Source organism: Clostridium septicum, assembly GCF_003606265.1.
Taxonomy (GTDB): domain Bacteria; phylum Bacillota; class Clostridia; order Clostridiales; family Clostridiaceae; genus Clostridium; species Clostridium septicum.
The window spans coordinates 1,313,728-1,328,225 of record NZ_CP023671.1; the positions used below are offsets into that span (position 1 = coordinate 1,313,728).

The window sequence follows — 14,498 nt, forward strand, 5'->3', positions numbered from 1 at the left end:
TCAAATCAATCTTTTATTATTTCAAATTAATAATTATTAATATTATTTAGCTTCTTTTCTAAATTTCATTCCTTTTAAATAATTTACCATTAAAGCTGATACCATTGAACCTGCTATTATTGCTACTAAGAACATTAGTACACCTTCAATTCCTCCCATTAAAGCAACTATTGGTCCACCATGAGGAACTATATCTGTAACTTTACCTAACATTGCAATATTAGCTCCAACTATTGAACCTACCATTAATGATGGTATAACTCTTAGTGGATCAACTGATGCAAATGGTATTGCTCCTTCTGTTATTCCACAAAGTCCCATTGCAAATGCTGCTTTACCTGCATCTAATTCTTCTTTGCTATAGAATTTCTTTCTTAGGAATGTTGCAATCCCCATTCCAATTGGAGGAATTGCTACTGATGCAGCTATTGGTCCCATTACTTCTGGATGACCTGCTGTTATCATTGAAACACCGAATAAAAATGCAACTTTATTTACTGGACCACCCATATCAAATGCAACCATTGCACCTAAAATAGTAGCTAATACAACTGAACTTGTTCCTGACAATCCTGCTAGGAAATTAGTTAATCCTTCAAATACTGATGTTATTGGTCCACCTAATATAAATATAAATGCTAATCCTGTTACTAGTGTTGATATTATTGGTATTATTATTATTGGCATTATTGGTCTAATAATATCTGGAACTTTTATTGATTTTAATCCCTTAGCTACATAACCAGCTAAGAATCCAGTTACTATACCACCTAGGAATCCAGCATTTGCTTGTGATCCATAGAAGTAACCATTAGATGCTATATATCCACCAATTAATCCTGGTACTAAACCTGGTCTATCGGCTATTGAATAAGCTATAAATCCTGAAAGAACTGGTACCATGAATGTAAATCCTGCTCCACCTATTTGTTCTATCTTTTTCCAGAATGAACCATCTGGTATTACAAGTCCTGCTTCAGTTGGTTGACCTCCAAATGCTAAAGCAATTGCTATTAATAACCCTGCAACAACTACAACTGGAATCATATATGAAACTCCACCCATTAAGTGTTTGTAGAATGCTGGTTGCTTTGACTTCATTTCTTTTTTAGCTTCATTTACTGATTTAATTTTACTTGTCTTTTTCTTTTCTACTTTTCCGTCTAAAAACATTTGAATTAATACATCTGGTTCTTTTATAGCTCTACTGATTGGACATTCAATCATTGCCATACCTTCAAATCTTTCTAAACTTACTGCTTTATCTGCTGCAATTATTATTCCATCAGCTTCTTTTATATCTTGCTCTGTTATAACATTTTCAGCCCCTGTTGATCCTTGAGTTTCTACTTTTATCTCTACGCCCATTTTCTTTGCCATCTTATTCAACTTTTCAGCTGCTATGTAAGTATGTGCAATTCCTACTGGACATGATGTTATTGCTAATAATTTCATTTGTTTTTCCCCCTTATTTTTTTAGAATTTATATATAACTTTTTTAAAATCATTGAAATCATTACTTTTAATAATTTCTAGTACTATCTCTATATCTATAATACTTTTATATAATTGTTCTAAGTTTGATTTCCATTCATATTTATCTTCCTTAGCCATACATATAAGTAAAACCACTTGTACATTTTCTTTATCCCAGGTTATACCTTTTTTTAATATTGCTACTGATATAACTGATTTCTTTATATCATCATGCATTGTATGTGGTATAGCTACTAAATTACCTATTTCAGTACTAGCTAACTCTTCCCTTGAGAAAATTTCCCTTTTAACAGCTTCCGTTATATATCCATTAGCTATTAAATTATTTGTAATCATCTCTAATACTTCTTCTTTTGTGTTAGCTTCTAAATCTTTAAAGAAAATTTCCTCTTTAAATTTATTTATAAGTGCATTTTCCTTATACTCTATATTTTCTAAATTATCTTCTATTTTTTTTATTTCATCTTTATCTAAAAGATTTTTTATATATACAACCTTTTTAGATTTTATTTCTAATGGAACTGTTGTTATTATAAAATCTATATCTTCTAACTGCCCTTCCTTAAACTCATACCAAGGCATTGTATCAACTATACTTAGTCTTCCTTTGAAATATTGTTCAAGCTTTACTTTTAGAAGTAGTGAAGTTCCAACACCTGTTGTACATACTATAATTACCTTTTTTACATTTTCTATTTTATGTACTTTTAATCTTTCGAGAGATGCTGCAAAGTGTAATGATAAAAATCCAATATCATCTTCACTTAAGTGAACACCTTGTTCTTTTTTGATTATATTATTTGCTAATACTCCAAGTTCAAAAGCAAATGGATAATTATTTTTTATAATTCCAAGCATATTATTTTCCATTTTAATTCCATACTTTGCTCTATTTATAGCCGCCTTTAAATGTGCTGATAAAAATTCTTTTAAAATATTATCTAAAGTAAAATCTACATTAAAAGTATCTTTTATAGACTTTAGTATAGTTTCAGTTAAAATATTATTATTTTTATCTGAATCATAAATACTTGATACTTTAACCTCTTTATCTGTTGTTATTAAACTACTTGCAATTATGTGCTTAGTAATGTAATAAACTTCATTTTCATTAAGCTTTATATCTAACTTATCTTTAATGCTATTTTCTATACTTTTAGCTATTGCTATTTTAGGTTCTTTATTTAGATTATCTATTTCTTTTCTTTCATAACTAACATTTTTTCCAATGTCATTTCTAACAAGCATTATTGATAAATAAGTAAGTAAATGAGTAAAAGCTATATCTGTTAATCTTAAATTAAATTTTTCTATATTGTCTTTTAAGATTTCTCTAACTATAAAGCTTTTTTCCTTAAAAGATTTTTTTAAAATTTTTTCAAAATTTTTTCTTAAGAACTTATTGTTACTTGCTAAGTTTCTATTTATACAATCTCTTATAGATTCTTCGTTTCCACTAATTTTAATTCCTTTATTTCCACACTTCTCTATATCTAAAGAGAATAAATCTAAATTAGTTTTTGCAAGCTTTATATCGTTTTTTAAAGATGATAAACTTATGAATAATTCATCGGCTAAATCTATTTGTGTAATTCCTTCAATTCCTTTAAGGTCATTTAATAAGAGTTTCATTATTATATATTCTGCTCTACCTTCAGCTGTTAAGTTAATATAACTATTTTCATCTTGAATCTTTTTCAAGAAACTTTTAAATTTATCTTCTATTAAAATATTTAATATATAACCTTTTCCTTTTTCTGATAAAATAACAGCTCCTTCGCTTTCTAATATATTATTTAACTCTTTTACATCACTCCTTATAGTTCTAGATGATACACCAACAGTGTTACAAAGTTGATCTCCTGTAACTACTTTATTGCTATCTAGTAATATTTTTAAAATTTTTTCGAGTCTTAAATTATTTATCATTTATATCACCTTGACTTCATTATAAATAGTTTGAAAACCTATTCATAGTTATATTATTTCCTCTTTTAGAGGAAATTTAATATCATTTATAAAATTATCATTAATTAATTTTATATGAGACAAATTATATGTTATATCTACATTTTAACTTTTATTTATGTAATTTAAAGTTTTAATTCTATTTTTAGAAGATAATACTAGGCATTAAAAACGTTACAAATCAAATAATAAGTATTGAAAGGAGTGATTTAATATGGATAAGAAATATACTACTTATTTACCTACAGAAAGAACTAATTATAAACCACCTAAACACGCTTTAGAAAGTCATGGAAAAACTAGCGGTGTCACAAAACTTCCAAGTAATGTTGAAGATCCTATAGTAGTTAATAATATAGCTAATATGGAATTTGATTACACTGAACATGTAGATGTAGATAAAGATCTAAATGTAAATCCTTAATTATTGATAACTACTTTAACTCTAAAACATAAAACATTTATAAAAAGTTGCTTAAATTATTTTTACTAAATTCAACCCCTTATATTTAAATTCTAAGGAGTGATTTATATGTCTAACAATAAAAAAAGTAGAACTAAAGGAACTACGCCTTCAGTAGGACAAGAGTTTGCTGATCCTGTTAATTCTACCAATATAGCTACTTCATTTTATAAATATCCATCTAAAAGCCAGATAGCAAGAAAAAGTAAAACTAATCAACTTTATTAGTACACTTTAATTTTAAATTTAAAGATATTTTAATTAAATGTTTTTAAATTTTAGGAGGTGCTATCTTAATGTTAAGTTTTTCTAAAAAAGATAAAACTAAATTTAAATCTTTTGGATATTCTTCTAATGAATTGTATCCTGATAGAACTAATTTAAATTATGTTGGTTCTTCTTATTTTAATGATGGAAAAGAAAATCATAGTTTTCTTAAATCAAGAAAATATTAAAATTAAATTTTATTATATAAAAAACAAGGCACAATTTTTGTACCTTGTTTTTTATATTTAAAATAAACTTTTAATATTTAATTTTAAAATTTCTAAAATATATAAAAGTTAATTTATTTTTATTAAATTATGTGGAATTACAAAATAAAATTCTGTCCCTTTATTTATTTTGCTCTTTACACCGTAATTAAATTCATGAGCCAAAATTATCTCCTTAGAAATAGCTAGTCCTAATCTCATTCCATTATTTTTATCTCCTGTAGAGTATTTATCCCAAATATATTTTAAGTTTTCCTCTTTGATTCCTAATCCATTATCTCTAATTCCAACTTTTATTCCATAAATTGTGTTTTCTACAATCAAAGCTATTTCACTACACTCTGAATAATCTAAAGCGTTATTAAATATATTAGATATTACCATAAACAAATACTTTTCATCTATTTTTACATTAAACTTTTCTAAGTGTTCTACTCTAGTATCTATTTTATACTTTACATTTTTAAAACCACATTTATATTCTGATTTAGATGTTAAAATCCTTCTAAAAGATTCATACAAAAAAATCTTTAAAGATTGCTCCTTTAACTTTAAAAATTTATTATTTTCTTTTAGTTTTGTAAGTAATAATATTTCTTCTACTAAACTATTTAACATATCTACTTCATGAATTATTTTATCGCTACATTCTACTAAATTTTCTCCTGTTATAGAATCATTTTTTATTTCTTGGCTATTGGCTCTAATTATACTTAATGGAGTTTTAAAATCATAACTTACATTAGCAATAAAGTTTCTTTGAATATTATCTTTTGCTTTAAGTTCAAGAGCCATTTCCTCGATACTATCAGATAAATCTGAAATTTCATCATTAGAATCTATTTGGTAATTACCAGTATATATTCCTTTTGATATATCTTTAGCTCTATTTTGTATAATTATTATAGGCTTTGTGAATCTATTACCTATATATATAGCTAATAAAGTTGAAAATATAAGTGATAAACAACATATACCTATCATTATTACATTAACACTTTTTATTAATTGTTCTGTAACTTCATAGCTTTTATATACTATTAAATCTCCATAAGCTATTGATCTTTTATATGTAACATATTTATTTCCACTCTTTGTAGTATAAATCTTTCTTCCACCTAAACTTTCGAAATCATCACTTTTCATTTGGCTATCAACATTTTTTCCTATATTTATTACTTGTCCATCTCTTAATAAAGCTACTATTGTATTATCTAAAACTACATTTTCATTATTTTTTATAGCTTCTTCTACATATTTACTTACTTTTTCAAGCTCTTTAAATTCATTATTATTATATACCAAAGGTAACAGTTCCCAAATAAGTATAATTCCTAACAAAATTGATACTAAATTTATTAGAAACATACATTTTATCATTTTTTTAGTAATCTTTTTCATTTCTCTATTTTAAGGCTATAAGCCTACCCTCCATACCATTTTAAATTTTTAAAAATAACACATTCTTCTTTAATTTTCTAATGTGAGTTTCTATATTTTCAGTATCTTAGTTAATTTTATAACTCAGTACATTATAATTAAATTCTCTCATAAATTTTATTTTACTAATTATAAAAACTCATTAAATACTACTTCTATGGCGTAAGTAGTATTCTACCTTAAATCCCCAATATTCTTCTATTGTTCTTTTCTTTCTACACTTTTAAACTATCGTATTGTATATTTTCTTCTTTAATAGATGAATCTCAATCTATACTTTGTTGTTTAATCTAACTTCTACTATATTAAAAGCTTACTTATAATATAAATGAAATATTAAATTTAACTATTTTATCAACCTCTTTTCCTTTCAACTTTTTATAATACCATTTGTACTTATATCTAAATGCTTTATTTCAAAAAATTGCTATAATTCTTTATATAGTGTCCTTAAAATTAATTTAACTAAAGCATATTTATTTTTTCTATTAGTTTTTTAGCATTGAAAATTTTTTTCACAATTAAATCTTCTTCCATATGATTAATCTAAAGATTAGTAAAGGTATCATACTATAATGTTATATATATATATTATCAAATTTTTACTAAAGTTTACTACTATCCCTTAATTTTTTTTAATTTAATTTAATAAACCTTAAATTAAAAGAGCCTTGTAAATGTCTAACTGTAATATTATTACAATTAGCTTACAAGACTCTATTGAAAACTATTTTCGGAGGTTATTTATTTTTTAACACTATTGACATACTTTTCCTGGGTTTAATAAGTTTTTAGGATCAAATGCTTTCTTTATCCCGTCCATTATATTTATCATTTCATCACCTATCGCTTCATGTAAATATCCTTTTTTAGCAAATCCTATACCATGTTCTCCTGACACTTTTCCATTTAACTCTTTTGATCTATGGTACATAGCTTCCATAACATCATTTAATTTATCATGCCATTCTTTTTCCTTTAAGTTATCTTTTAAAATATAGACGTGAAGGTTACCATCTCCAGCATGTCCGAAACTTCTAATTCTAATACTAAATTGTTTTTCAACTTCCTTAGTAAACTTAACAAATTCTGCAACCTTATTTCTTGGTACAACAACGTCAACTTCATCCATTTCAGTAGTTGATGCCTTAATTGCTTCTAGGAATGCACCTCTAGCTGACCAAATTGATTCTTGTCTTTCATCTGTATCTGAAATAAATACATCTAATGCACCTTCTTTTAAGCAAATGTCAGCTACCTTTTCATAATCTTTTTCTACATCTTCTTTTGAATTTCCATCAAAAGTTAATAATAGATATGCATCTGAAGAATTATCTGGGAATTTCTTTCCTAAGAATTCTTCTGCTGATACAATTGCATCTCTTTCCATAAATTCTATAGCTGTTGGAATAGCCTTTGATTTTATAATTTTAGGAACTGTTTCAATTGCAGTATCTAAATCTTTAAAAGGTACTAATAAACTAATAGCTTTTTTAGGTAATGGTAATAGTTTTAATATAGCTTTAGTAACTATTCCTAAAGTTCCTTCTGCTCCAACCATTAAATCTTTTAAACTATATCCTGAACTATTTTTAACTACTTTTCCACCAAAGTTCACTACATCTCCATTTGGAAGTACGACTTCAAGCCCTCTTACATAATCCCTTGTAACACCATATTTAACAGCTCTCATACCACCTGCATTAGTACTTATATTCCCACCAATAGTAGCTGTTTTTTCACCTGGATCTGGTGGGTAGAATAAGTCATGCTCCTCTACATATTTAGCAATTTCCATAAGTAGAACACCTGGCTCTAAAGTTAAAGTAAGATTTTCTTCGTCTAATTCTAAAATTTTATTCATCTTACTTAAGTCTATAATTATTCCACCATGTAGTGGTACTGCTGAACCAACTAATCCTGTTCCTGATCCTCTTGGAGTTACTGGGATATTTTTTTCATAAGCATACTTCATAATTCTAGAAACTTCTTCTGTTTCTAAAACTTGAACTACTATTTCAGGCATTTGTTTTATAGCTCCAAGTTCATCATGGCTATAATCTTCACTTATATCTTCACCAACTAAAACTCTTTCACTATCATTTATAATTGAATTAATGTATTCTATATCATGTTTATCAACCTTTTTGTAACTCATAACTATTCTCCCCTCTCCATTTTGATTTTTTCAATCAATTGTGGCACTACTTCATATATATCTCCAATTACGCCATAGTGAGCAGCTTCAAATATAGGTGCCTTTTCATCCTTATTTATTGCAAAAATATAATCTGAATTATTCATACCTGCTGTAAATTGTACAGCACCTGATACACCACAGGCTATTATTAACTTAGGTCTTACTGTTCTACCACTTAAGCCAACTTGTTTCTTCGCATCAAACCATCCAGATTCTATTAAAGGTCTTGTACAAGCTACTTCCCCACCTAAAAGATCTGCTAATTCTTCTATCATCTTAAGGTCTTTTTCACTCTTAACTCCTCTTCCTGCAACAACAATTACTTCTGCTTCTGAAATACTGTGTTCTTTTTCTTTCTTTGTAACCTTTTTAACTTCTATATTAGAATTTAATTTTGAATCATCTACATTGCAAATAGTTACTTTTCCTCTAATTTCATCTTCTCTTTCTGGTGCAGACATAACTTTGTATCTTACTGTCGCCATTTGAGGTCTTGAATTTGGAGTAACTATTTGAGCCATTATATTACCACCAAATGCTGGTCTTATTTGAACTAAGTCTGTGTTTTCTTTAATATCTAAAATTGTACAGTCAGCTGTTAAACCTGTCCTAAATCTTGCTGCTACTCTTGGAGCAAGTGATCTACCAACTGTTGTAGCACCTACAAGAATAGATGATGGCTTAACACTATTTATAAATTCTGCAAACGCTACAGTATATGGTTCAATTGTAAAATACTTCAATTGCGGCTTATCATAAACAAAAACTTCATCTACTCCATAATGAAGTAATTCTTCTGCCTTATGTTTTATATTTGTACCAATAAATACACAATAAACCTTATGATTTATTTTTTTAGCTAATTCTCTAGCCTTTCCTATAAGTTCAAAAGTAACTGGATGAATTTCTCCATCTACATGATCTACATAAACTGCAATACCATTCCATTTACTCTTATCTATTTTCTTAACTTCTTCTTCTACGTATTCTACAGCTCCTTTAGGACCTTTTCTTACACATAACTTACACATTTTACAACTTGCATTTATTTCTAATTTACCATTATTATTTTCTAATGCCCCAAATGGACATATTTTTATTAATTCGTTTATATCTCCTACCTTATCTTGATTTATAACAAGCTTTGCCATTACGTATCCCCCCTAAATGAATTTTAACTCTTTTAACTTAGATGACATTTTTTCAGTTAATTCTTCTGATTGACCATTCCACATTTCATGTGCATCATTTGATGCTGGTGGGAATATTCTTTCAACTTGAGTAGGTGATCCATTTAGACCATATTTCTTCTCATCCTTATCTTCGAAATCTTTCAATGCAATCATATCTATCTTTCTTCCCTTAGTTTCTAACATTCTCTTATAAGAAGGAAGTCTTGGTTGAAAAATATCTTTTTCAACTGTTATTAAACAAGGAAATTTAACTTCTGAAACCTCTACAGTATCTGGCATATCCATTTCTACTGTAATTGACTTTTCATTAAGTCCTAAAATTTGTCTAACATTTGCTACATGTGGAATACCTAGATACTCTGCCATTTCTGGTCCAACTTGTGCTGTATCTCCATCTGTTGTTTGTTTTCCACAAATTATAAGATCCATATCTCCTACTTTTCTTACACCTTGTGATAATGTATATGAAGTTGCAAGAACATCTGCTCCTGCAAATTTTCTATCTGATACTAAAGTTCCCTCATCTGCTCCCATTGCGAAAGCCTCTTTTATAACATCCATAGCTTGTGGTGGTCCCATACTAATTACTTTTATAGTCCCCCCAACTTTATTCTTTATTTGTAGAGCTGTTTCTAGAGCATATAAATCATATGGATTCATTTTTGAATCTATACCATCTCTTTTTAATACTCCTGTTTTTTCATCTACTTCTACTTTTGAAGTCCCTGGAACTTGTTTAATACAAACTACTATATTCATTACAGTTCTCCTCCATTCTACCCATTTTTTTAAAATATTACTGCACCAAAGAATGTAATTATTCCTTGTATGATTACATAAGCTAAGAAAAATTTAAGTGTTGAGTTTAAAATTTTCCCTTCTTCTCCTGCAATTCCTGTAGCTGCTGTAGCTACTGCTATACTTTGTGGTGATATTATTTTCCCAGCTGTTGCACCTGCTGTATTAGCTGCTGCTAACCAACATGGATCAATTGCTAAAGATTTTGCCGCTTCAACTTGAAGTCCCCCAAATAGAACATTAGATGAAGTTGCACTACCTGTTATAAATGTTCCCAAAGCACCTATTAATGGAGCAATTACAGGATAAAACCTACCTGTAATCATAACTAAAATTACAGCTATAGATTTAATCATTCCACTATATCCCATCACCTTTGCTAAGGCTATTATTGATAAGATTGTTATACCTGATTTACTCATTTGTTTTACTGTTCTTCCCAATACACCTAACATTTCTTTAAAGTTAGCACCTTGAATTGCTCCACCTATAAAACCTGATATTAAAATCAAAACTCCTGGTGTTCCAATCCATGTAAATGTATAAGGTATAGAATCTTGTCCTTGGTAAATGTGCACTGAAGTTTTAATTGAAGATAAAGCTGCGTTTATACTTGGGAATAAAGGACTTGATAAAAGTATTAAAACTAATATCAATATAAATGGTGACCATGCAATAACTCCACTTTTAAAAGAAACCCTTTCATCAATGTTTTTAGCTTGCTTATCTTTATGGAAAGTTTTAGCCATCCATATAGTTACAGCTAATGATGCTACCGATCCTAAAACTGCTGGAAGTTCTGCACCTAAATATTTAGCAAATATAGCTTGCGGAATTGCAAAGGCTATTCCTGAAACTAAAGTTATTCCAAGCACTCCCTTTACTGATTTAAAGCTTTTACCTGTTATCATAACTAATGCCATAGGTATGAATACAACAAATAAAAATAACTGTATTGAAACATCATTACTAAGTTGTGTTGGTGTTAAATTAGCAAGCTCAGATAATGTATTTATAGGTAAACCTATTGCTCCAAAAGCTGTTGGAGTTGTATTTGCAACTAAGCAAATAATTGCTGCAAATATAGGATCAAATCCTAATACAATTAATATACTAGCTGGTATAGCAACTGCTGTACCAAAACCAGCAACTGATTCAAGAAAGCCACCAAAGCCCCAGGCTAATATTAATACTAAAATACGCTTGTCTGTTGTTACACTTGTTAGTATTTTCTTTATAGTTTCCATACCCTTAGTATGAACTGATAAGTTGTAAGTAAATACTGCTGCTATAATTACAAGCATTATAGGCCATAAAGCAAGTACTATACCTTCTAATGCAGCTGATAAAGATACACCTAAAGGCATTTTCCAACCTATTATTGATAAAACTATAGTTAGAACTAAAGCTATAGGACAAATCTTGTGACCTGGTATTTTAAAAACTCCAAGGGACACAATTAGTAGTACTATCGGTAACAAAGCAATAAAAAACATTAAATATTCGTTCATTCCCTTCACCCCTCTTTGAATATGGATATACGCTTAAAATCTCAGCTCACACCAATACCAAAAGAAAGTAAAAATTTATTAACAAAAATTTATAAAGTTTAAGTTTTATTAATAAATCTGCGAATAAAACTTCATAAATTGGACCATACTTTACATTGGTAAAATGGTATGACCAATTTCTGACTACTATTATATACCACATTTCCTATATTTTCTATAATTGTTATTTACTTAACATTCATAACATTAAAATAATCATAAAAAAAATATAGACATATAGCCTATATTCCTATTTTGAAAATTTTTATATTTTTTGATTTTTTTACTTATTCTTGAAGTCTTTGTTATTTATTTAACTTTTTATTATGTAACCTAAATTTATACTTAAATTATTCTATGTATCTTTTAATCAATTCAAAATGATCCTTCATAATTGCATGAGCACTTACTTCATTTCTATCTCTTATTGCTTCATATAACTTTTCATGTAATGATAGAAGATCCCATTTGTTTTCAGCATCTGATAATATATTTTTTCTTGAAACCTTTATAAATTTATCTATTAATTGAGATAAAACTTCTAAAACATCTATTATCAATTTATTTCCTGATGCTGCTGCAATAGTATAGTGAAATTCTTTATCTAGAACTACATTGTTATCTTCATCTACATTTTCTTTTAATTCATCTAAAATATTTTTTATCTTTTCTAAATGTTCATCTGATCTTTTTCTAGTTGCTAATATTACAGTTTCTAGCTCTATAACTTCTCTTAGTTCATATATATCAAGGGGATTACTTTCTTGCAACATAAACATTATTGCTAGTGGTTCTGATAATAATCCTCCAAAGTTTTCTTTTATATAATTTCCTGCTCCCTGTCTACTTTCAATAAGTCCAACAACTTCTAAAGCTCTTAAGGCTTCTCTTACTGATGCCCTACTTACGCCAAGATCTTCTGCCATAACTCTTTCTGTTGGCAACTTATCTCCCTTTTTAAGAGTTCCATCTTCTACCATTGCTTTTATCTGATCAACAATTTGTTCATAAACTTTAGTATTTTTAACTTGATTAAACATTAAAATACCCCCATACCCAAATTAATTATCTTATATATTTTATATATTACCACGAAAATATTTTTATAAAAAGAAAAAGTAATATGTTTTTTCTCAATTGACTCTACTTATATAAAAATATAATATTTTATCATCTCTACTTATTATTAAATATAGTAATATTATAAATTTATTTTAAAAATTATAAATAATTTACTCGAAATAGGTTGATAAATGTTGAAAAAAAATAAAATAATTGGTATAATTTTACTAGTTAGTATATTAGTACTAAGTTTTAACTACCGGTATAGATTAAACTTCATTAAAATATTATTCTAAATTTTTCTATAATTTATTTAGCCAAGATAACTTAATAGGTATATCTATTTTAATAAAATTTGAGGTGCTTAATGCTAGAATTTTATAATAGTTAAAAGAAAAAATTTTAATTATAAATAAATATTAATTTAAAATATTATTTGTATAAGATTATATAAACAATTATTAGAAAGGGGGAACCGAATGATAAAAAAAACTAAAATAATTAGTGCAATTTTACTTGCAGGTATCTTGTCACTAATCATTCCAAAAACTTTAACTACTTACGCAGATTCATCTGCACTAAACTACGACTTTAAATATGATCTTAACAATGATTCTATTATCAACGAGCTTGATATTGATGAAATTTCTAAACATTATAATAACCAAAAAGATTCTGCTGATTGGACTGAAAAATTTGATTTTAATAATGATGGAATCATTGATATATTTGATATCATTAAAATTTCAAAATGTAATGGTATAAAAAAACCTGAAAAAAAATTATCTAAAAATGCTTTAGAACTTCAAAATCTACTAGCTGCTAATAAAAATATAACTACTACTGAAGATGCAGCTGGTAAAAAAATTTACAATGTATGGGTAAAAGGAATTACCCCTCCAACCGAAGATGATTTTACTAATCTTGATTTAGGAAGTAATTATACTCTGAAAGTTGCTCCATGGAAACCTGGACAAGGTTGGTATGATATAAATAAAACTAAAAATGGATCTGGTGATGATTTTTTATGTAGTGGAGCTGTGGCTGCTAATATGTTGCACTGGTGGTTAGACCAAAACAAAGAGTATGTAGATAGATATTTAGCTCAAAATCCAGAAAACGGGAAAAATTTAAATAAAACCCTTGATATTCGTACATCATCAACCTTCCACGATCAAAAAAATAGTGATATTTTTAATTTAATAAAGAATTGTTTCCGTAACAAATCTTTATGGGCTAATAGCACATTAGTATGGTACATAAATGGATTTAGTATGGATTTTCCAATAGGCCCACAATATACTTCACCACATTTTGATGCTAGAGTAGGATTTCTTAGAGATATATTTAAAGAAAGAGGACTAACTGATGTATCTTATATAGGATCATATGATTTGTTTAATATTAGACTTTTAGAGTGGCTACAAGAAGATAAGGCACTAGGAATTGTTCACAGAACTCTAGCTAGTTATGATCATATTATTACCCTTTGGGGAGCTAGCTTTGATGAAAATGGAAATATTATTGGAATCTATGTAACAGATTCTGATGATGAAAATTATGAAATATCAAATAATGTTCTTTATGGAATGAAATATTTTAGAATTATTAAAGATTCTAACGGAGTAGCTAGAATGACTACATATACTGGGAAAGATAATAATATTGGTGCTAAACTTGTAGATTTATATTCTTTAAGTTTAGAAAAAGACCAATGGGAAAAATACTTTAATGAAAAGTAAATATTAATTTTACATAGAATTTATATCAGCTTATATAAGTAAGTGAATTATCTACACTGATATGATTTAATTAATAAAACACATATATAAA

12 protein-coding genes are annotated in these 14,498 nt (G+C 27.6%); 4 read left to right on the plus strand and 8 right to left on the minus strand.

The features are described 5' to 3' along the window. Positions 1-42: 42 nt before the first annotated feature. Positions 43-1,455, minus strand: coding sequence for a PTS fructose transporter subunit IIC (locus CP523_RS05840; RefSeq protein WP_066674994.1), 1,413 nt, complete (start codon positions 1,453-1,455; stop codon positions 43-45). 21 nt (positions 1,456-1,476) lie between these two features. Then, entirely contained in the window at positions 1,477-3,426 is a 1,950-nt protein-coding gene (locus CP523_RS05845) for a BglG family transcription antiterminator (protein WP_066674996.1), read from the minus strand. A gap of 253 nt (positions 3,427-3,679) precedes the next feature. Between CP523_RS05845 and CP523_RS05850 the strand changes: the two genes are divergently transcribed. From CP523_RS05850 to CP523_RS15940, 3 genes are all read left to right on the plus strand, one after another. Then, complete coding sequence (locus CP523_RS05850) at positions 3,680-3,889, plus strand: hypothetical protein (RefSeq protein ID WP_120140662.1); 210 nt, start codon at positions 3,680-3,682, stop codon at positions 3,887-3,889. A 108-nt stretch (positions 3,890-3,997) separates the two neighbouring features. Continuing rightward, the gene (locus tag CP523_RS15935) at positions 3,998-4,156 is read left to right on the plus strand and encodes a hypothetical protein (RefSeq protein WP_162925957.1); all 159 of its coding nucleotides are present in this window, start codon (positions 3,998-4,000) and stop codon (positions 4,154-4,156) included. Between the two features lie 68 nt (positions 4,157-4,224). Continuing rightward, the gene (locus tag CP523_RS15940; protein ID WP_162925958.1) at positions 4,225-4,383 is read left to right on the plus strand and encodes a hypothetical protein; all 159 of its coding nucleotides are present in this window, start codon (positions 4,225-4,227) and stop codon (positions 4,381-4,383) included. A 108-nt stretch (positions 4,384-4,491) separates the two neighbouring features. On the opposite strand, the gene CP523_RS05855 is transcribed toward CP523_RS15940, so the two are convergent. The 6 genes from CP523_RS05855 to CP523_RS05880 form a co-directional block, all read right to left on the minus strand. Then, positions 4,492-5,802: a HAMP domain-containing sensor histidine kinase gene (locus tag CP523_RS05855; protein WP_207666566.1), complete on the minus strand. Its 1,311-nt coding sequence runs from the start codon at positions 5,800-5,802 to the stop codon at positions 4,492-4,494. A gap of 817 nt (positions 5,803-6,619) precedes the next feature. Then, positions 6,620-8,020: an FAD-binding oxidoreductase gene (locus CP523_RS05860; protein WP_066675003.1), complete on the minus strand. Its 1,401-nt coding sequence runs from the start codon at positions 8,018-8,020 to the stop codon at positions 6,620-6,622. Between the two features lie 2 nt (positions 8,021-8,022). Further along, positions 8,023-9,213 carry an electron transfer flavoprotein subunit alpha gene (locus CP523_RS05865; protein WP_066675005.1) on the minus strand — a complete coding sequence of 397 codons (1,191 nt, stop codon included), beginning with the start codon at positions 9,211-9,213 and terminating at the stop codon, positions 8,023-8,025. A 12-nt stretch (positions 9,214-9,225) separates the two neighbouring features. Further along, a complete protein-coding gene (locus CP523_RS05870; protein WP_066675008.1) occupies positions 9,226-10,014 on the minus strand; it encodes an electron transfer flavoprotein subunit beta/FixA family protein in 789 nt (262 codons plus the stop codon). A 29-nt stretch (positions 10,015-10,043) separates the two neighbouring features. Further along, a complete protein-coding gene (locus CP523_RS05875; protein ID WP_120140663.1) occupies positions 10,044-11,564 on the minus strand; it encodes an L-lactate permease in 1,521 nt (506 codons plus the stop codon). A gap of 389 nt (positions 11,565-11,953) precedes the next feature. Continuing rightward, positions 11,954-12,643, minus strand: a complete 690-nt coding sequence (locus CP523_RS05880; protein ID WP_120140664.1) for a FadR/GntR family transcriptional regulator — start codon at positions 12,641-12,643, stop codon at positions 11,954-11,956. Between the two features lie 501 nt (positions 12,644-13,144). Here CP523_RS05880 and CP523_RS05885 point away from each other — a divergent pair. After that, entirely contained in the window at positions 13,145-14,407 is a 1,263-nt protein-coding gene (locus tag CP523_RS05885; RefSeq protein WP_066675011.1) for an IdeS/Mac family cysteine endopeptidase, read from the plus strand. The last annotated feature ends 91 nt before the right edge of the window (positions 14,408-14,498 follow it).

What these genes read in the sequence shown, in the direction of transcription:
- CP523_RS05885 (WP_066675011.1), top strand. Translation starts at nt 13,145, where the DNA reads ATGATAAAAAAAACTAAAATAATTAGTGCAATTTTACTTGCAGGTATC.
- CP523_RS15935 (WP_162925957.1), top strand. Translation starts at nt 3,998, where the DNA reads ATGTCTAACAATAAAAAAAGTAGAACTAAAGGAACTACGCCTTCAGTA.
- CP523_RS05840 (WP_066674994.1), bottom strand. Translation starts at nt 1,455, where the DNA reads ATGAAATTATTAGCAATAACATCATGTCCAGTAGGAATTGCACATACT.
- CP523_RS15940 (WP_162925958.1), top strand. Translation starts at nt 4,225, where the DNA reads ATGTTAAGTTTTTCTAAAAAAGATAAAACTAAATTTAAATCTTTTGGA.
- CP523_RS05850 (WP_120140662.1), top strand. Translation starts at nt 3,680, where the DNA reads ATGGATAAGAAATATACTACTTATTTACCTACAGAAAGAACTAATTAT.
- CP523_RS05845 (WP_066674996.1), bottom strand. Translation starts at nt 3,426, where the DNA reads ATGATAAATAATTTAAGACTCGAAAAAATTTTAAAAATATTACTAGAT.
- CP523_RS05870 (WP_066675008.1), bottom strand. Translation starts at nt 10,014, where the DNA reads ATGAATATAGTAGTTTGTATTAAACAAGTTCCAGGGACTTCAAAAGTA.
- CP523_RS05860 (WP_066675003.1), bottom strand. Translation starts at nt 8,020, where the DNA reads ATGAGTTACAAAAAGGTTGATAAACATGATATAGAATACATTAATTCA.
- CP523_RS05875 (WP_120140663.1), bottom strand. Translation starts at nt 11,564, where the DNA reads ATGAACGAATATTTAATGTTTTTTATTGCTTTGTTACCGATAGTACTA.
- CP523_RS05855 (WP_207666566.1), bottom strand. Translation starts at nt 5,802, where the DNA reads ATGATAAAATGTATGTTTCTAATAAATTTAGTATCAATTTTGTTAGGA.
- CP523_RS05880 (WP_120140664.1), bottom strand. Translation starts at nt 12,643, where the DNA reads ATGTTTAATCAAGTTAAAAATACTAAAGTTTATGAACAAATTGTTGAT.
- CP523_RS05865 (WP_066675005.1), bottom strand. Translation starts at nt 9,213, where the DNA reads ATGGCAAAGCTTGTTATAAATCAAGATAAGGTAGGAGATATAAACGAA.